General features: G+C 44.5%; 15 protein-coding genes. 6 read left to right on the top strand and 9 right to left on the bottom strand.

Going from position 1 to position 18,197, the window contains the following annotated elements; all coding sequences use genetic code 11:
• Positions 1 to 370 precede the first annotated feature (370 nt).
• Positions 371 to 1,216 (top strand): HDOD domain-containing protein, encoded by an 846-nt coding sequence (locus ACTRWF_RS01455; protein WP_015066931.1) that lies wholly within the window; start codon positions 371 to 373, stop codon positions 1,214 to 1,216.
• Between the two features lie 36 nt (positions 1,217 to 1,252).
• On the opposite strand, the gene ACTRWF_RS01450 is transcribed toward ACTRWF_RS01455, so the two are convergent.
• The gene (locus ACTRWF_RS01450) at positions 1,253 to 2,068 is read right to left on the bottom strand and encodes an acyl-CoA thioesterase (RefSeq protein ID WP_012518149.1); all 816 of its coding nucleotides are present in this window, start codon (positions 2,066 to 2,068) and stop codon (positions 1,253 to 1,255) included.
• A gap of 170 nt (positions 2,069 to 2,238) precedes the next feature.
• On the opposite strand from ACTRWF_RS01450, the gene ACTRWF_RS01445 reads away from it, so the two are divergent.
• Both ACTRWF_RS01445 and ACTRWF_RS01440 read left to right on the top strand, forming a co-directional pair.
• Entirely contained in the window at positions 2,239 to 3,561 is a 1,323-nt protein-coding gene (locus ACTRWF_RS01445; protein ID WP_287148845.1) for a spinster family MFS transporter, read from the top strand.
• A gap of 72 nt (positions 3,562 to 3,633) precedes the next feature.
• Positions 3,634 to 4,437 carry an alpha/beta fold hydrolase gene (locus ACTRWF_RS01440; protein ID WP_287148846.1) on the top strand — a complete coding sequence of 268 codons (804 nt, stop codon included), beginning with the start codon at positions 3,634 to 3,636 and terminating at the stop codon, positions 4,435 to 4,437.
• A gap of 44 nt (positions 4,438 to 4,481) precedes the next feature.
• Here ACTRWF_RS01440 and glgC read toward each other — a convergent pair whose 3' ends face one another.
• Positions 4,482 to 5,768 carry a glucose-1-phosphate adenylyltransferase gene (gene glgC, locus ACTRWF_RS01435; RefSeq protein WP_015066933.1) on the bottom strand — a complete coding sequence of 429 codons (1,287 nt, stop codon included), beginning with the start codon at positions 5,766 to 5,768 and terminating at the stop codon, positions 4,482 to 4,484.
• Positions 5,769 to 6,424: 656 nt separating this feature from the next.
• On the opposite strand from glgC, the gene ACTRWF_RS01430 reads away from it, so the two are divergent.
• Together ACTRWF_RS01430 and ACTRWF_RS01425 are read left to right on the top strand one after the other, a co-directional pair.
• Positions 6,425 to 6,958, top strand: a complete 534-nt coding sequence (locus ACTRWF_RS01430) for an SRPBCC family protein (RefSeq protein WP_462834985.1) — start codon at positions 6,425 to 6,427, stop codon at positions 6,956 to 6,958.
• 76 nt (positions 6,959 to 7,034) lie between these two features.
• Positions 7,035 to 8,189, top strand: coding sequence for an MFS transporter (locus tag ACTRWF_RS01425; RefSeq protein ID WP_023559632.1), 1,155 nt, complete (start codon positions 7,035 to 7,037; stop codon positions 8,187 to 8,189).
• Between the two features lie 7 nt (positions 8,190 to 8,196).
• On the opposite strand, the gene ACTRWF_RS01420 is transcribed toward ACTRWF_RS01425, so the two are convergent.
• The 7 genes from ACTRWF_RS01420 to ACTRWF_RS01390 all read right to left on the bottom strand — a co-directional run bounded on the left by ACTRWF_RS01420 (position 8,197) and on the right by ACTRWF_RS01390 (position 16,674).
• Complete coding sequence (locus ACTRWF_RS01420) at positions 8,197 to 9,183, bottom strand: transposase (protein ID WP_278384154.1); 987 nt, start codon at positions 9,181 to 9,183, stop codon at positions 8,197 to 8,199.
• 399 nt (positions 9,184 to 9,582) lie between these two features.
• Positions 9,583 to 10,479: a hydroxymethylglutaryl-CoA lyase gene (locus ACTRWF_RS01415; protein WP_020744911.1), complete on the bottom strand. Its 897-nt coding sequence runs from the start codon at positions 10,477 to 10,479 to the stop codon at positions 9,583 to 9,585.
• A 4-nt stretch (positions 10,480 to 10,483) separates the two neighbouring features.
• On the bottom strand, positions 10,484 to 12,484 hold the full coding sequence (locus tag ACTRWF_RS01410; protein WP_462834984.1) for an acetyl-CoA carboxylase biotin carboxylase subunit: 2,001 nt from the start codon (positions 12,482 to 12,484) through the stop codon (positions 10,484 to 10,486).
• Complete coding sequence (locus ACTRWF_RS01405; protein ID WP_462834983.1) at positions 12,474 to 13,274, bottom strand: enoyl-CoA hydratase-related protein; 801 nt, start codon at positions 13,272 to 13,274, stop codon at positions 12,474 to 12,476. The genes ACTRWF_RS01410 and ACTRWF_RS01405 overlap by 11 nt, the downstream gene beginning before the upstream one ends.
• A gap of 11 nt (positions 13,275 to 13,285) precedes the next feature.
• Positions 13,286 to 14,893 (bottom strand): carboxyl transferase domain-containing protein, encoded by a 1,608-nt coding sequence (locus ACTRWF_RS01400; protein ID WP_020743391.1) that lies wholly within the window; start codon positions 14,891 to 14,893, stop codon positions 13,286 to 13,288.
• A 207-nt stretch (positions 14,894 to 15,100) separates the two neighbouring features.
• A complete protein-coding gene (locus ACTRWF_RS01395; RefSeq protein ID WP_348680553.1) occupies positions 15,101 to 16,270 on the bottom strand; it encodes an isovaleryl-CoA dehydrogenase in 1,170 nt (389 codons plus the stop codon).
• Positions 16,267 to 16,674, bottom strand: coding sequence for a MerR family transcriptional regulator (locus ACTRWF_RS01390; protein WP_015066940.1), 408 nt, complete (start codon positions 16,672 to 16,674; stop codon positions 16,267 to 16,269). Before ACTRWF_RS01390 ends, ACTRWF_RS01395 begins: the two co-directional genes overlap by 4 nt.
• 345 nt (positions 16,675 to 17,019) lie before the next feature.
• Here ACTRWF_RS01390 and ACTRWF_RS01385 point away from each other — a divergent pair, with 345 nt between their 5' ends.
• Positions 17,020 to 18,195 (top strand): thiolase family protein, encoded by a 1,176-nt coding sequence (locus tag ACTRWF_RS01385; protein ID WP_015066941.1) that lies wholly within the window; start codon positions 17,020 to 17,022, stop codon positions 18,193 to 18,195.
• Positions 18,196 to 18,197 lie beyond the last annotated feature (2 nt).

Here is an 18,197-nt window from a genome sequence, read left to right as displayed (position 1 = left end):
ATCTAATTCTTATAGGTAATTACCCCGAGTTTTTCTTTGTATTACAATTGTAGGTATGTAAAAACAAGCGGCACGGTATAATAAGCCAATCGGGATGAAGCTGATTATATGGCTTATTAGTGTCGGTATTATTGCCCTTGTATAGGTGCTTAAAAATAAAAGCTCGGCGTATGGCTGGTGCAAAAATCAGCTAATAAAACGCAATTTAATTGCTTAGTATAACGTTTTGATTAATAAAAAAATCATACTTTTTTACTAAGCGGTATTTATTGACCTACCCGTTTTTTGTGCCTATACCTAAACAAACGTGAGGCAAATGGACGTACCTTGAGCGCTATATTGATAAAGGCGGCATTAAGAGAGTGCACGAATGAATTTAGATGAACTAGTTTCCAAAGCGGAAGACCTCTTCGTATTACCAGACTCGGTAACTCGACTTAAAGCTTGTATGGATGACGAAGCTTCAAGCATCGATGACATCGGTGAGATCATTGCTTTTGACCCTTCGTTGGCCACCCAACTTCTGCGTGTGGCGAACTCTGCGTTGTATCGATTTCCTAACAAAATTGATACCGTCACTCGCGCAATTCAGGTGGTGGGCACCCGATCTACCTACGATTTAGCACTTGCCTATGGCGTTAGTCAGGCCTTTAGCGATGTTCACGGCCAGTGTATCGATTTAGATAAATTTTGGGAGCAAAGTGTCTCCTGCGGCCTTTTGGCAAAGTATTTTGCAGATATGCGCAATATTCGTGAACCTGAGCGCCTTTTTGTTTCCGGGTTGCTTCACAATATTGGGGAGCTTGTTACCGTGTCCGTATTACCAGAGTCGGCTACGCGCTGTCAGGCGTTTAATGCCCGAGTTAGCCCAGCAGAGCTTCAGTTTGGCGTGTTGGGTTTTACTTATGCCGAGCTATCAGCCAGGCTCATTGAAAAGTGGGATATTCCCAGTACGATTTATGCGCCTATTGATAGTATTCACAAAGGGGAGGAAGGGGCCACGACTATTGAAGATAAAATTCTGCAGTTGTCTTACGTTTTAGCTCTCGATAATGTAAACCCTGAGATTTACCCAAGCTACCATAACCTCAAACCTGAGCAACACGAGGCGCTTTCGCTAAAACGGGAAGATCTAGAAGATGCATTAGATATAACCAATCTACAGTGTATTTCGATTATATCGCTATTTAATCCTAATGCCTTTATGTTGTATTAACTGAAGCGTATGCACGCTTCAGTTTAGCCTTCCGGTTTAATCGAAAATCGCGACGGTTTGCCTGCTTATCGCAATCACCTCGTTGTCTTTATCCCAAATTGTTGCTTCCGTGTGTCCGTAGCCATCAGCCGCTTGTCGCGTATGCGCTTTATAGCCAAACCAATCGGTGGGGCTTACAGGTTTATGCGGATGAATAAACTCTAAATTCCAGCTAACTGTGCTTGCTGGTGCAGGCAGCTTCATCATTTGCAGCAAGGTTGGCGGCCATGCATCAATCATGGTGATGATATGGGCATCGGTAATGGCTTCAGGCGCCTTTTTAAAACGCATAAATCCATGGTAGTGACTGGTTTTCTTGCGCGTAAATGGAATGCCACCTTCGTCGATGGCTAAGTCAAAGTAACGCAAAAATTTTGGCGTTACTTTAGGAATTTGCGGTATGAATTTAGCCTTATTTGGTAAAGGCATATCGTGCTTTTCGTTGTTCTCGACGCGAATTCCAGACGCCCTGGCAACGCCAAAGCAGGCTTGAGAGAACACGCAGCTTTTTCCGTTTTGAATAGCGTGTGCCGTAAATTGCGATACGTTTTTACCCGTTCTTAGCAAAGTAACTTCAATAGAAAAAGGAGCTTCAAGTGACAAAGGGCCCACAAAGTTAGTGGTGAATGAGCGCAATACCCGATTGTCAGTAACTTGTTGCTTTACTGCACAGTAGAGCATACCGGCAGAAATGCCGCCAAATGCGGTACGGCCCTGTCCCCACGTTTTGGGAATGATAAGGCCATCAACCTTCCATGTGTTTTCCGAAGTCTGTGATAACTGAGGGATATTGAGCAATTCGTCTACTGTCATACTTGCTGTCTGGTCTGATGAGTTGAGTGTTTTGTCATCCTACCCTAAGCGCTATAGAACGAAAAGCCTGAGTTAGAAATTTTCGTTATGTTAACAAATAAGTAACAATAAGTTGTTTATTTTTTTACCTAATGCGTAGACTGGGGTTATCGTCACTTAAAAGGACTGTTATGGCCCATACTCACGTAGAAGGTATTCCTGCTAATGAAGCCGGAACATCAAGAAGTTACCGAAATTACGTTTTATTCATACTAACCCTGGTCTACGCCTTTAACTTTATAGACAGGCAAATCATTGGGATCCTTTCACCTTTCATTAAAGCTGATTTAGGTTTGGATGACGCCCAACTTGGGTGGTTAAAGGGGGTTTATTTCGCGCTATTGTACACGGTGATGGGAATTCCTATTGCTTGGCTCGCAGACCGCTACAGCCGGGTGAATATCATCGCCATCTCACTTACGTTGTGGAGCGGGTTTACCGCAGCTTCGGGGTTGGCGGCAAATTACATGCAGCTTGCCATTGCTCGAATAGGCGTTGGCATTGGCGAAGCAGGGGGCAGCCCACCGTCGCACAGTATTATCTCTGACCTTTTTCCGAAAGAAAAACGAGCGGGGGCACTCGCTATTTACTCTTTAGGTATTCCTTTTGGCGTTATGCTAGCGTTTTTTGCGTCTGCATTTTTCTTGCAAGGGGGCTCAGCAGACTGGCGTACCGTTATGTACAGTGTGGGTATTCCTGGCGTGCTCCTTGCGATACTGCTTAAGTTAACGGTAAAAGAGCCAACTCGAACCGTATCTGCGCCAAGTGATGATACAACGAACAAGCCAAGCGTAAAGTCATCGCTTAAAATGCTTTTAAAGATACCCACATGGTGGGGAATGGCGCTGGGTATTTCGTTTGGCTCTTTCGGAAACTATGCAATATCAACATGGGTAATCGATTATTACGTACGCGCATTTGCGGGGCTAGACATTACCCAACTGCTGATTGTATTTGGAATTATTAACGGTACTGCATACGCGTTAGGTGTATGGCTGGGTGGCTATATCGCAGACCGATGGGGTAAGCACAATAAAAAGGCGTATGCGCTTTTGCCTGCTATTGCGCTGATTATCGGTGTGCCGGCTTTTTACGCTTCGCTTCAGGTCCAAGACTTATGGCTTTCTGTTGGGCTAATGACGCTATTATTATTTACCAGCGGGTCGTATTTGGGGCCCAGCTTCGCTATGGCGCAAACCCTAGCGCCAATAAACGTACGGGCAATGTCAACGGCGCTATTTTTCTTCGTGTTAAATATTATTGCCCTAGGTGGCGGGCCTACGCTAACCGGTATTATAAGTCAGGCACTGGTTCCCTCTCTTGGCGAAACAGAGGCATTGCGACAAGCGCTGATTTACCTTGTAGTACCTTACGCGCTTTCAATTGCCGTTTTCTTATGGACAAGTACCAAAATCGTAAAAGATTGGGAAATGGCAGAAGCCAGAGGCTTGTAGTATTATCGTGCTTTATTGCTAAGGGGCTGATTTCAAGCCCCTTATTTGTTTGTGACATAACGGAGTGTATCGGTGTCTTCGACAGAGTTGAGTTTTCATTTTGCTCATGCAAACGGATTTCCCGCTGGCAGTTACAATGCGATGTTTTCGGCGTTGCCTAAGAACTTCAATCGTTTACACGTTGAGCGTTTCGGCCACGACCCTCAGCTTCCCGTGAATGGCAATTGGCGAAATCAAGTTCACGAGCTTATTAAGCATGTAAGAAAAGAGAATACGGACTCACGCGGTGTATTTGGCGTTGGGCATTCATTTGGTGCGGTTATCACCTATATGGCCGCATGCGAGGCGCCAGAGCTATTTCGAGGAATCATTTTACTCGACCCGCCGCTGGTGGTTGGCCCGCTAAGCTACTTTTTCAGGTTTGCTAAGTATACGCCGTTAATCAATAAGCTAACCCCGGCGAAGCTCGCGCAAACACGCAATACTAGTTGGCCGAGTAATACCGATATGGAAACATACTTTCATAGCAAAGCCTTGTTTAGAGATATGGACAAACGCTGCGTACGAGACTATGTAAAGTCGGTGACTGCGTTAAAAGGAGACAATATATCGCTGACATTTCGTGCTGACGTTGAAGCTGCGTTGTTTCGAAACGTACCTCATAATTTGGGAAAGTATAGAGGGAAACTACAATGTCCGGCAGTGCTCGCAACGGGAAGTAGAAGTAATGTATGTAAGCCAGAAATGTATTCTCGCCTAATGAAGCATAACGCTATTGATCATGTTGTGCTTGAAGGGGGGCATATGTTTCCTTTAGAACATCCAGAGCAAGTGGCAGCGTTTATAGAACGTACGATAACGAAGTGGAATACATAGTGGGGCACGATTTGGCGCAGTTGCGCCAAATCATTTTTAGAGGGTTATGCTGATGTTTGGGGCTGGCTTAAACCGCCAACCGGCTGGCCTAACATTTCTCTGGTTACCAACACTACACCTTTCTCTGATACGCGGAACCCTCGCGCTTTATCTTGCTCTAGGTCGTAACCAATTGTTGTGCCTTCTGGGATGACACAGCCGCGATCAATAATGACTCTTTTCAATTTGCAGTGGCGTTTTATTTCTACATCGGGAAGGATGACCGCGTCTTCAATTAAACCGTAAGAATGCACACGTACGTTAGAAAAACAAATAGACGAGCGAAGCGTTGAGCCTGAAATAATACAGCCCCCTGAAACGACAGAGTTAATTGCCTCGCCACGTCTGTCGTGGTCTTCCCATACAAACTTGGCCGGTGGTAATTGTTCTTGGTATGTCCAAATGGGCCATTTTCTATCATACAAATTAAGCTGTGGTACTGGTGCAACCATTTCCATATTCGCTTCCCAAAAGGAATCAATTGTGCCGACGTCACGCCAGTAGGCGTTATCGCCACCACTTTGTTCAAACGGGTAAGCGTAGACGGGGTGGTCTGCAATAATAGATGGAATAATGTCCTTACCAAAATCGCGCTGAGACCCCATGTTTTCAGAGTCAACCCGTAGCTGTTCGAAAAGAAATTCGGTATCGAAAACATAGTTGCCCATAGACGCTAGACAGCGAGTGGGATCATTTGGAAGGGGAGTGGGGTTTGCAGGTTTTTCTTCAAAACCGTTAATACGGTAGTTCTCGTCTACTGACATCACGCCGAATGCACCTGCTGCTTCTTCTAAAGGTACTGACATGCAGGAAACGGTCATCTTGGCACCTGATTCTTTGTGCTTGGCTAGCATATCGCCGTAGTCCATTCGGTAAATATGATCGCCCGACAAGATCATGACATATTTCGGCAGCTCATCTCGGATGATATCTATGTTTTGGAAAACGGCGTCAGCGGTGCCTTCATACCAACTGTCTGAAAAGCGTTGAGAAGCCGGAAGAATTTCAACAGATTCGCCGAGCTCCTTCTTAAAGTGGCCCCAGCCCCTTACAAGGTGACGGATGAGAGAGTGCGATTTGTATTGGGTGACCACGCCTATTCGTCGAATACCAGAATTCACGCAATTTGATAGCGGGAAGTCGATAATTCTAAATTTACCGCCAAAATAAAGTGCCGGTTTGGCTCGCCAAGTAGTGAGTTCGTGTAATCTAGAACCTTTTCCACCCGCAAGAATGAGCGCATAAGTATCGCGAGTAAGGTTACTGATGTAACGAGAACTTTGATCTGCCATTTCCTATAAACTCCTGTAAAAAAGCGACAACTGTGTATCGATAGAAATATAAAAAGAAAACGAAGTGTTGCGATTGATTGCGCTATATAAGAAAGGCCTGTTTGAACAGGCTTTTTGATAACATAAACCCATACTACACAAGATATTTTAGAATGACAGTGGGATTTTCAATGTTTGTGACGAATTGGTAAATTTTTTTAAAATTGTGTTGTGTGGCGGCTTACAGAGACACCCAAGCCAAGCAGCTTCCCCCGACTTGCAAAGACGACTTGCAAAGACACCCAATTTAATTAGCTCGTAGCTGCATTCATCTTAAATTCTTAAGAAAGACACCCATGCTAAGAAATCAGCGTTTGGCTCCCAGTCCGAGCATATGCGAATAGTTATATACAAAGGTATATACAAAGGTATATACAAAGGTATATACAAAGGTATATACAAAGGTATATACAAAGGTATATACAAAGACACCCACCCTAATTCTTGTTCAAGGCCATGAAGCATTCTTCTATGAAAAGTGCGCCGAACATCCGTAAAAAAGTTTAAGTTGGGTGTCTATCTAACTTTTAAACAAGAAAAGAATAAGTAGAACAATCAGTGACAATTGTTAATTAAATGTTATATTTGAGGTGGTTGATTTATTTAAGGAGCTTCTAATGGATGTACTGAAGAAACTTTTAATAGTATTTGGCGCTGTAATTGCAATTTTCGTGATTTCTAGCTTCTTCATTCCGAAAGATTATAGTGTAGAAAGAACGATCACAATTGATGCCGAACCTTCTGATGTCTACCCATACGTTGTAGATTTAAGAGAATGGAAAAAATGGGGCGTTTGGTTTAAACGAGACCCTAATATGCAGCTTACCTACTCAGGCCCAGATAGAGCTATTGGCATGCGCTCGGTATGGGAAAGCGAGACTGAGGGAAATGGCGAAATGGAGATTACTCAATTAGAGCACAATAAACGTGTACTTTACCGTTTGTATTTCCCAGATTTTGACATGGGCTCTTCGGGGATAGTAGAAATAAAGCCAACCGCAGGTGGTACGTTAGTTACTTGGAGGGATGAAGGGACGGTAGACAATAATCCAATCAATCGATATTTCGCTTTATTAATGGACGGCATGATTGGACCGGACTTCGAGATGGGTTTAGAGAACTTAAAAATACTAGTAGAGAATGATGTGTAAGTGAGCCAGCGTTATGATCTTATTATCGAAAAGTGCCGTAATTAATCACAAAAAATAGCGGTACATCTCCGGCTTAATGAAACCAAAAAATCAACTTATCGCGGGCTTGTCTTTCAACAAGCTGGCGGACCTTTTAATTTCAGCAAAAACCACTTTGACAGCCCTTCTTTTGAGCGTTGGTGCGCCGATTTGGATGATCGGTTGGTTAGTGCCCATCAGAGAGTCTGGAGCTCTCCTTCCTCAGGTTCTAATAAGCATATATCTCCGTAAACACCCAAAGAGACACATAGTGTGGCGGGTGGGTATGTTGGTTCAGTCTCTTGCTGTCATTGGAATGCTTGTTTCTGCCACACTCTTGTCTGGTGCCAAAGCGGGAGCATGCATACTTGCCTCACTTGTATTGTTAAGTCTAGGGCGCTCAGCTTGTTCACTTACGGTCAAAGATATGGAGGCTGATGTAGCGAGAAAGGGTCAGCGAGGAAATCTGATTGGCGTCGCTTCAACGGTGTCTGGAGTAATAACGCTTCTCATAGCTATACCCTTAGCGCTCTATGAGGGGGCTTTTTCTTCTAATACGCTTATGGTCATTTTGTGTGTGAGTGTCTTGGCCTTTCTTGTAACATTAGTATGTGTCTGGCCAATCAAAACAAACGTAGAATTAGATGACAGTTCAGACGGTGCCATGGGCATTGATTTTGATTCGACGGTGTACAAGTTTATATTCGTTAGAGGCCTATTCGTTCACTCTGCGTTAGTTGCTCCTTATTTCATGCTTGAAAAAAGCGGCGAGGCCCAAGAGTTACTTCCGATTTATATTGGCGCAGAAGCATTAGCGGCGCTTTTGTCTTCAATCATTTGGGGTAAAATTGCGGATAAGAGTGCAAAGCTAACGCTTCAAGCCTCAGGCGTTCTCGCTCTATTTGCATGCGTTGGATTACTTGTACTTCAATCAACGTCAATAGTCACTTCAGCACTTCTATTTTTCGTTCTCTCCGTTGCTCATGCTGGCGTAAGGACAGGAAGAAAAACCTATAGTTTAGATGTAAAAGATGGTCATGACAGAACTGAGCTTGTCGGGTTTTCTAATACAGCAATCGGACTTGTTTTGCTTGGCTTTGGGGCTATCTACGCTGCCTTAACGCCTGTTTTGTCGTTCAGCGTCGTATATATCATGTCTGCTATGCTTTTATTTGCCATAGTCGCTTCACTTATTTTACCGAATGAAAAGTGATAGGCAGCTAATCGTCAAAGCAAACTGCTGCAGACTTAATACATGCCATTCTTTTCCTATTGGTGCGCTTTTTGAACGCCAACATAGACGCCGTGTTACCTACTGCAAATGAGAAAAGATTTTCGAAACTGCTTATGGTTTGTAGCCACTCTGGTGAGGTTGTATCAATAATGACTCGCTCAACATTTTGTACCTCAGATGAGGTTGTGCTGTTTTTCGGCAACGAATTAGTTAATGCGGCAATCGAATCGCTAAGAAGAAAGCAATATTGTTTGAGCGTAAGATTTAAATATTTTTTGTTTTTGGGTCGCTTTTCACCTTTAAATGGTATTAAACCCTGAGTCTTTTTATTTTTTGATGGGCAGAAAAGTCGTGTATAAATGCTCGTGTACACAGAATCGTTTAAGCTTTTCGCCGCATTAGCCCGAATAGGGTTTAAGTCGACATAAGCCATGCAAGATAGCAACGCTTTTTCAGTTAATAGTGCTTGAGAGCGAAAGCGTCCCTCCCAAAAGCGGCCTGTACACTCATCCTCTTCGTTCGCTTTTCTTGCAATATGCTCGTTTAAGTCTCTCATAAACCAACTGATGTCAAAGAGTCTTTTCCTGTAGATATCTGCGGTTTCTTTGACTGCTTCTATCTCAATATCGCTCAGAACCTCTCCTTTTAAATACCTTTGGGTAAGTAAAGTTCCCCTGTGTATTTTGTGCCATTGGCGTAAAACCGTATCTAGTGACCAGGATAGCGCTGCGCTTTTATTTACACACAACACAATGTGAATATGGTTACTCATGACGGCATATGCACAAATGTCGATAGCGAAAATACTACTTAAAAACAGTAACCTGTTTTCGACCCAAGACTTTCTGTGCTCATAGCTAACATTCGTTGTGTGGTCATAGCCACAAAGGTAGCTTCGACGTACACATCGCGAAATACAATGATAATAAGGGGTATCTTGAAGGCTTATAAGAGATTTCCTGCTTTGCGCCATGATGCTTTTCTACGATCGTTGGAAAAAGTTTCAAGACAGTAGCATTATCACTAGCCCTTTGTGACCTGAACTCAAGGTGTGTTTTGTTAATACCTGAACTGCTAGGAAAGACACCCATTGTTAAACATTCTCTATTTGGCAAGACACCCAATATAAACTCTCTTTTAACTGAAAGTTACGCAGACACCCACGTTAGCTTTTTAGAAGGTTTTATCAAAAAGTAGCAACTAAATGGCTACATGAGTAATCGATACAATTTATGGTGGGTGTCTTGCTAAGAGGTATTTTGATAAGAGGAAGGCGATTAAGCGCCAAGCTAAAGCGTCATAAAAAACTTTTAGGATGGATGGCTCGATAAAAAGAGCATGCTTGGAAGGGCAGCATGCTCCAAAAAATCAATTATTTAGCTAATAATGCGTTTGCGGCTTTCGATACCGGTGGGCGGCCCAAAACCTCAGAGATATAGGACGATGCAGTAAGTAATCTATCCATATTCACACCTGATGAAATTTCCATCCCATTAAGCATATATACAACATCTTCAGTTGCAACATTTCCACTAGCCCCTTTTGCATAAGGACACCCCCCAAGACCCGCGACAGCGGAGTCGATAGTAGCAATCCCGTATTCAAGTGCTTTGTACAAATTAACGAGAGCTTGGCCGTATGTATCGTGAAAATGGGCCGCAAGTTTTTGTGCAGGTATATCCTTAAGCACATCTTCTAACAGTAGACTCGTTGCTCTAGGCGTGCCGGCTCCAATAGTGTCCCCCAACGAAATTTCATAACAACCCATATCAAGTAGGGCTTTACTCACTTGCGTAACTGCTTTAGGCGAAATGTCCCCTTGATAGGGGCACCCCATAACACATGAAACATAGCCTCTAACCTTAATATTATTCTGATCAGCCAATTGAAAAACATCTTCAAAGCGTTTCAAACTCTCGCTTATAGAGCAGTTTATATTTTTTTGCGAGAATGCCTCAGATGCAGAGCCGAACACAGCAACTTCTTTTACGCCAGCGTCAATAGCGGTTTCTAGTCCCCTAAGATTAGGTGTAAGCGCAGAATACTGGACATCTGTTCTAGAAGGGAGTGCCTGGAAAACTTCATCCGAATTTGCCATTTGAGGTACCCACTTTGGAGAAACAAAGCTGCCTGCTTCTATGCGTTTAAGGCCGGTTTTTGAAAGTAGATTTATTAGCTCAATCTTCTGCGCTGCACTTAAGTTGAGCGTTTCATTTTGCAGTCCGTCGCGCGGACCAACTTCGACAATACTGACTTTAGATGGAAGCATAATATTAAGCCTTAGCCAAATCTTTCGAAGAAAACGCTAATAGCGTTGCCCCACCGTCAACGAGCTCCCCTGGGTTGAAATAAAACTCTTCAACCTTGCCATCATGAGGAGCAATAATGCTGTGCTCCATTTTCATGGCTTCCATTATTAGGATAGGCTCACCTTTTTTGACCTCTTGCCCCTTGCTAACAAGGTGGGTAACGATAGTGCCATTCATTGGTGCATTAAAGTTTGCTTGGTCATCGGTACTGTTGACGTCACCTAACGATGCTGTCTTAACAACATACTTGACGTGGGTGTCTTTGTTAAAAAGGGTAAACTGTTCGCTATCTTGAGAGAATGAAAACGTCCTCTTGTGTCCGTCAATAGTAGCGTTTAGCGTTTGGTCAATAATAACGCCAGAGGCCGCAAAGCTTTGGCCATCTACGGTTACTTCCCAGTAACCATGGCTATCATCAAAATGATGCTTAACTTCAACCTGTGTTTCCTTGTTGTCGCTAATCAGCGTAAGCGTCTCACTGTGTTGACTATTGACCCTCCAAGCGCCGGCTGTCGACCATACAGAGGGTGTTCTTGGGCTTTGGCTTCTCGTTAGAATGGAAAGTAGTGCCATAGCGGGGAAGTCGTGTTGGGTGTCTTGATTAATCGTTTCACTAAAGAGTGTATCGTGGTGCTTTTCCACGAATGTAGTTGTTAGTTCCGCGGAAACGAAAGATGGGTGTGACGCTACACGCTTTAAAAAATCAATGTTAGTGCTTACCCCGTCGATATAATATTCCCCCAAAGCGCTTGTTAAACGCTTCAGTGCAACTTCACGGTTCTCTCCCCAAACCACAAGCTTGGCAATCATAGGGTCGTAAAACACACTTACTTCATCACCTTGCTCTACACCTGTATCTACGCGAACTACATCATTTTCTTCTGGCGCATGCAGTAAGCGTAAGGTACCCGTTGAAGGTAAAAACTCATTCTTTGGATCTTCGGCATAAATACGCGCTTCGAATGCGTGTCCCGTTAAGGTAAGTGCGTTTTGCGCCTTAGGTAACGGCTTTCCTTCAGCGATTATGAGTTGCCAAAGTACTAAGTCTTCTCGCGTAATCATCTCGGTAACAGGGTGTTCCACTTGCAGACGTGTGTTCATTTCCATGAAGTAGAATGAATCATCTTCATCAAGTAAGAACTCAACAGTGCCAGCACCAACATAATTGATTGCTTTGGCTGCAAGAATTGCAGCCTCACCCATTTTTTCTCTAACATGCGCAGACATGTTTGGGGCAGGGGCTTCTTCAATAATTTTTTGATGTCGACGCTGCACTGAGCAGTCGCGCTCGAAGAGGTAAACTCCATTACCATGGGTGTCACAAAAAACTTGGATTTCGACATGACGAGGCCGAGTCAGGTATTTCTCAACAAGCATATGGTCATCGCCAAAGCTCGCCATAGACTCGCGTTTGGCAGCGTTTAGGGCTTGAGAGAAATCTTTTTCGCTCCAAACCTGACGCATACCTTTACCACCGCCACCGGCAGCAGCCTTAAGAAGCACTGGATAGCCCATATCATCAGCAGCCGCTTTTAATACCGATTCGTCCTGGTCATCGCCATGGTAACCGGGTACTAAAGGTACGCCGGCTTTTTCCATTATGTGTTTAGCCGCAGATTTAGAGCCCATTGCTTCAATTGCTGACGCTGGTGGGCCTACGAAGATAATGTCGTTCTTAGCACAAAGCTTGGCGAATTCAGCATTTTCCGAGAGAAAACCATAACCTGGGTGAATAGCATCAACGCCTAGCTGCTTTGCTTTTTCGATTATTACATGGCTTTTTAAATAACTTTCTTTTGACGGGGAAGGACCAAGGTAAATAGCCTCATCTGCCATTTTTACGTGCAGTGCATTGCGGTCGGCGTCTGAGTATACGGCGACGGTTTTTATGCCCTGTGCGATGGCTGTCTTTATAACACGGCAGGCAATTTCACCGCGGTTTGCAATTAGTAATTTATTTATCATTGTTCATCTCCACCCAAGAAGCACTGCGCTTTTCTAAAAAGGCAGATAAGCCCTCTTGACCTTCCTCTGAGGTCCTAACTTGGGCAATTAACTTACTTGTTTTGCTCAGGAACTCATTATTGATTTCTTGCGAAGACACCCACTGCACGAGCGCTTTCGCTTTCGCTACAGCCTGAGGTCCGTTCTTAATGATGTTAGATAAAATGTTGTCGATAGTGCTATCAAGCTCGTCTTCAGTCACCGATTCGCTTAGAAGGCCTAACCTTCTGGCTCTTCTGGCAGAAAAAACTTCCGCCGTTTGGAAATAACGCCTGCAAACACGAGCGCCCATTGCTTCAACAACGTAAGGGCTAATTGTGGCCGGGATAAGACCAATTTTAACTTCACTTAAGCAAAACTTGCTCAGCTTGCTTCCGATGGCAATGTCGCAACACGCAATCAAGCCTACAGCTCCGCCGAAGGCTGCGCCTTGTACTCTTGCTATCGTTGGCTTCGGCATTGTGTAAAGCGTTTGCAGCATTTCTGCCAAACCGAGTGCGTCATTTTCATTTTGCGCTTCGGTATAGGTGGCCATTCTTTTCATCCAGTTAAGATCAGCACCAGCACTAAAGCTTTTACCTTCGGCCTTTAAGATCAGTGCTCTTACGTTCTTATCTTCTCCCGCCTGTTTAAATGCACGGGTTAGCTCACTTATCATTTTATCGTCGAAGGCATTGTGCTTTTCAGCTCTATTCAATGTAACAGTGGCGATGTTTCTTTCGTCTACGTGGTAAATAACCGATGGTTCCATGACCTAAACTCCTACATTCTAAATATGCCAAATTGGGTGTCTTCGATAGGCTTGTTAAGCGACGCTGAAAGCGACAGCCCCAGTACCAAGCGAGTATCTGCGGGGTCGATAACGCCATCGTCCCAGAGCCGCGCAGACGCGTAATAGGGGTGACCCTGCTTTTCATAGGTATCGATAACCGGCTGTTTAAAAGACTTTTCTTCTTCTTCACTCCATGTCTCGCCCGCACGTGCTTTCTGGTCGCGTTTTACTTGAGCCAGTACACCAGCTGCTTGCTCGCCCCCCATTACTGATATACGGGCGTTTGGCCACATAAACAGAAACCGTGGGTCATAAGCTCTTCCGCACATGCCATAGTTACCCGCACCGAAACTTCCACCAATAAGAACGGTGAGCTTTGGAACATTGGCACACGCTACTGCAGTTACCATTTTGGCGCCGTGCTTTGCAATGCCGCCGTGCTCGTACTGTTTACCCACCATAAAGCCGGTAATATTTTGCAGAAATACAAGCGGAATTTTACGTTTTGCGCAGAGTTCGACGAAGTGCGCACCTTTAAGTGCACTTTCACCGAAAAGTATGCCGTTATTGGCAACAATACCAACTGGGAATCCAAATATTCGTGCGAACCCGCACACAAGCGTTGTCCCATAAAGCGCTTTGAACTCGTCAAAATCAGAGTCATCTACGACACGAGCGATAATGTCTCTCACGTCATAGGTTTGTCGACTGTCTGCGGGAACGATGCCGTAAATTTCTTTTGTGTCGTAACGTGGTGGCTTTACGTCGGCCACGTCTACATAATCGGGCTTTTTCCTATTCAGTCTTGATATGGCATTACGGGCGAGCGAGAGTGCGTGGTGATCGTTATTAGCGAGATGATCGGCAACACCTGAAATACGCGTATGCACATCGCCGCCGCCAAGCTCTTCAGCGGTAACCACTTCGCCTGTAGCGGCTTTAACAAGGGGAGGACCACCTAAGAAAATTGTTGCTTGCTCTTTTACGATGATACTTTCATCTGCCATCGCGGGGACGTACGCACCACCTGCTGTACAAGAGCCCATTACAACCGCAATTTGTGGAATATTTTTAGCCGACATATTAGCTTGGTTGAAAAATATTCGGCCAAAGTGCTCTCTGTCAGGGAAAACATCATCTTGGCGAGGTAGGTTCGCGCCGCCAGAGTCCACTAAATAAATACAGGGTAGATTGTTTTGCTCGGCAATAGTTTGTGCGCGCAGGTGTTTTTTTACCGTTAACGGGTAATAGGTCCCGCCTTTAACCGTGGCGTCGTTAGCCACAATCATGCACTCAATTCCTGCAACAATACCTATACCTGCAACAACGCCAGCGCAGGGCACGTAGTCGTCGTACACTTCCCATGCGGCCAGCTGTCCTATTTCCAAAAATGGTGTATCAGCGTCAATTAGTGCATTAATACGGTCACGAGGCAGTAGTTTTCCTCTAGATATATGACGCTGTGCAGCTTTTTCACCACCGCCTTGAGAAATTTTATTAATTTTTTCTAATAGGTCGTTTACCTGAGCCTGCATGTGCTCAGCGTTTGCAATAAACGTTTCAGATTTCGTATTTATACTTGAGCGAAGAACGGGCATAACCCCTCCTTGTGTTGGGCATCAACGAAGTGTGCCTCGTTAACTGGTGTTAGCTTGACACCCATGCTAACCATCTTTTGCTGTGATGGGTGTCTTTGCAACTTATTCGCGTTTTAATTCTGCAAGGTTGGGTGTCTTGATAATTTGCTTTTCACTTTTCGCAGCATTTCGCCACACAGTGAAGGCATTATCACCCTCTACCTTGCGTTATTTAGATTCGTTAAATAATTCTCGGCCTATTAGCATTCGGCGAATTTCTGATGTGCCAGCACCAATTTCATAAAGTTTTGCGTCTCTTAACAGGCGACCTGTAGGGTATTCGTTGATGTAACCGTTACCGCCAAGAAGCTGAATAGCATCTAGCGCCATTTTGGTTGCGAGCTCAGCAGAATAAAGAATGGCGCCAGCCGCATCTTTGCGCGTTGTTTCGCCGCGGTCGCACGACTTAGCAACAGTGTAAACATAAGCACGCGCAGCATTCATTTGCGTGTACATATCTGCTACTTTTCCCTGAATTAGCTGGAACTGGCCGATTGACTGTCCAAACTGTCGGCGGTCGTGTATGTAAGGCACAACAATATCCATACAAGATTGCATGATACCCAGCGGCCCACCTGATAAAACAAGCCGCTCGTAGTCTAAGCCGCTCATTAACACACGAACACCTTCGCCTTCTTTTCCAAGGATGTTTTCAGCCGGCACTTCGCAGTCTTCGAACACTAACTCACAGGTGTTTGATGAGCGCATTCCTAACTTATCGAGCTTTTGTGCGCGACTGAAACCAGGAAAGTCTCGCTCAACGATAAAGGCCGTGATCCCTTTAGGGCCTGCATTTGGATCGGTTTTAGCGTAGATAACAAATGTGTGGGCGTCAGGACCATTAGTTATCCACATTTTATTTCCGTTAAGAATGTACTTGTCGCCGCGCTTTTCCGCTTTCAGCTTCATACTTACAACGTCTGATCCCGCGTTGGGTTCACTCATGGCTAATGCACCGACATGCTCGCCACTCACAAGCTTCGGCAGGTATTTTTCTCGCTGAGTGTCGTTACCGTTTTTAAATATTTGGTTCACGCATAAATTCGAGTGCGCGCCGTAACTTAGCCCTATGCCGCCTGAAGCACGACTCACTTCTTCCATAGCAATAGTATGAGCAAGGTAGCCCATTTCAGAACCACCGTACTGCTCTGAGACAGTCACCCCTAGAAGCCCCATATCTCCGAGCTTAGTCCATAGTTGATTAGGAAATTGATTTTCAGCATCAGCCTTTTCAGCAAGAGGCGCTATTTCATTTTGAGCGAATTGATAGACCTGGTCTCGTAACATTTCGATGTCTTCACCAAGCCCGAAATTTAAAGTAGGGTAGGAGGTATTCATGCGATTTTTCCTCGTTTTAGTTCTGCGAGTTCTTCACGGCAGCGTGCTTCAACATCATCCAGTTCAGTCATTAACATTTGAATATCTTCTAGTTGTTGTTTAAGTACAGCTCTCTTTTGTTCAGTCATATCTAGCATGGCTTCCAGCTGAACCGCCGAATTAGGGTTTGTGTCGTACATGTCGAACAGTGTTTTGACTTCCGCTAGGGAAAAACCCAGCCGTTTACCACGCAAAATTAGCTTTAATCGCACTCTATCTTTATTCAAATAAACGCGATTTTGCCCCGTCCTAGAGGGTGACATTAATCCTTGCTCTTCATAAAAACGGATGGAGCGAGGTGTGATGTCAAACTCTCGAGCGAGCTCACCTATTGCATATGTTGTTTCGTCATCGTACTTGTTCATTACATGTACCTTGTTCTTTAAGCGCTGCTTAACACCCGTCGTTTGCATGGGTGTCTTTGTAATTTGTTGCCTGAATTGAGTGGGTGTCTTTGTAAAAGCATTACGTTTTGAGCGAGTGGTTTTACATCGCTATATTAAAACGTAGTGTTTGGTTGACACATACTCAGTACAGGTTTACGTTAACGTTAATTACATTTTACGTTAAGGTAAAGTAACATTTTGCTAACGTCAATTTTTCATGGTGAAGGTCAGGTTTTGTAGCTGATAGAGGTGTTTACTTTTGTATACATTTGACTGGCTTTCTTCAATTCATTCAATATTTTAAATGAAATTAAGGGCACGGATATGAGTAATGAATCAGTAGTGATAGTCGCGGCGAAACGTACACCTATGGGTGGTTTTAACGGTAGCTTGTCTTCTCTCGCTGCGACAAAGCTTGGAGAAATTGCGATAAAAGCTGCGTGTGATGAGGTGGATGTCTCTGTAATTGACGAGGTCATTATGGGGTGTGTTTTACCGGCTGGGTTAGGGCAGTCTCCTGCGCGACAAGCGTCAATAGGGGCGGGGCTTCCGCTAAGTGCCGGTGTTACCACTATCAATAAAGTCTGTGGTTCAGGCTTAAAAGCAGTCATGATGGCCCATGATCTTATCAAAGCAGGCAGCGCCTCTGCGGTGGTAGCTGGCGGTATGGAAAGTATGAGTAACGCGCCATACATGTTGCCAAAAGCGCGAACGGGTTATCGCATGGGGCATGGCCAAGTTATTGATCACATGATGCTAGACGGCCTTGAGAATGCTTACGACGGTAAAGCAATGGGGTGCTTTGCTCAAGATACCGCTGATGAAGAGAATATTGGCCGCGGTGAAATGGATGAATTTGCATTAAGTTCATTGTCTAAAGCGCATGAAGCAATAAATAGCGGCACGTTCAACGACGAAATTGCACCAGTAACTGTATCTTCACGTAAAGGTGATACAGTGGTGGATACTGATGAAGGTCCGGGTTCTGCTCGCCCTGAAAAGATCCCCACACTCCGCCCAGCCTTTAAAAAAGACGGTACGGTAACGGCAGCGAACTCTAGCTCTATCTCTGACGGTGCTGCAGCACTTGTTGTTATGAGTGAAAGTAAAGCTAAAGCCCTTGGATTGACACCATTAGCAAAAGTGGTAGCTCACGCTACGAACTCAATAGAGCCCGAGAATTTTACAGTTGCACCGGTAGGCGCAATGGAAAAAGTGTTAGACAAAGCTGGTTGGACAAAAGAAGACGTAGATCTTTTTGAAATCAATGAAGCTTTTGCCATGGTAACTATGCTGGCGATTAAAAAGCTAGGGCTTGATGAAAGCAAAGTGAACGTAAAAGGCGGGGCATGCGCATTAGGCCATCCCATTGGCGCTTCTGGCGCACGCATCCTTGTAACACTTCTTCATGCACTTAAACAAAGCAATGGTCGTAAAGGTATAGCATCTTTGTGTATTGGCGGTGGAGAAGGCGTTGCTCTTGCTGTTGAGATGCTTTAAGT

The sequence above is a fragment of the Alteromonas sp. G5_S2_22_S1 genome, assembly GCF_054968525.1.
The sequence above is the reverse complement of the archived record's forward strand: the minus strand, read 5'-3'. Positions and strand labels throughout refer to the sequence as shown.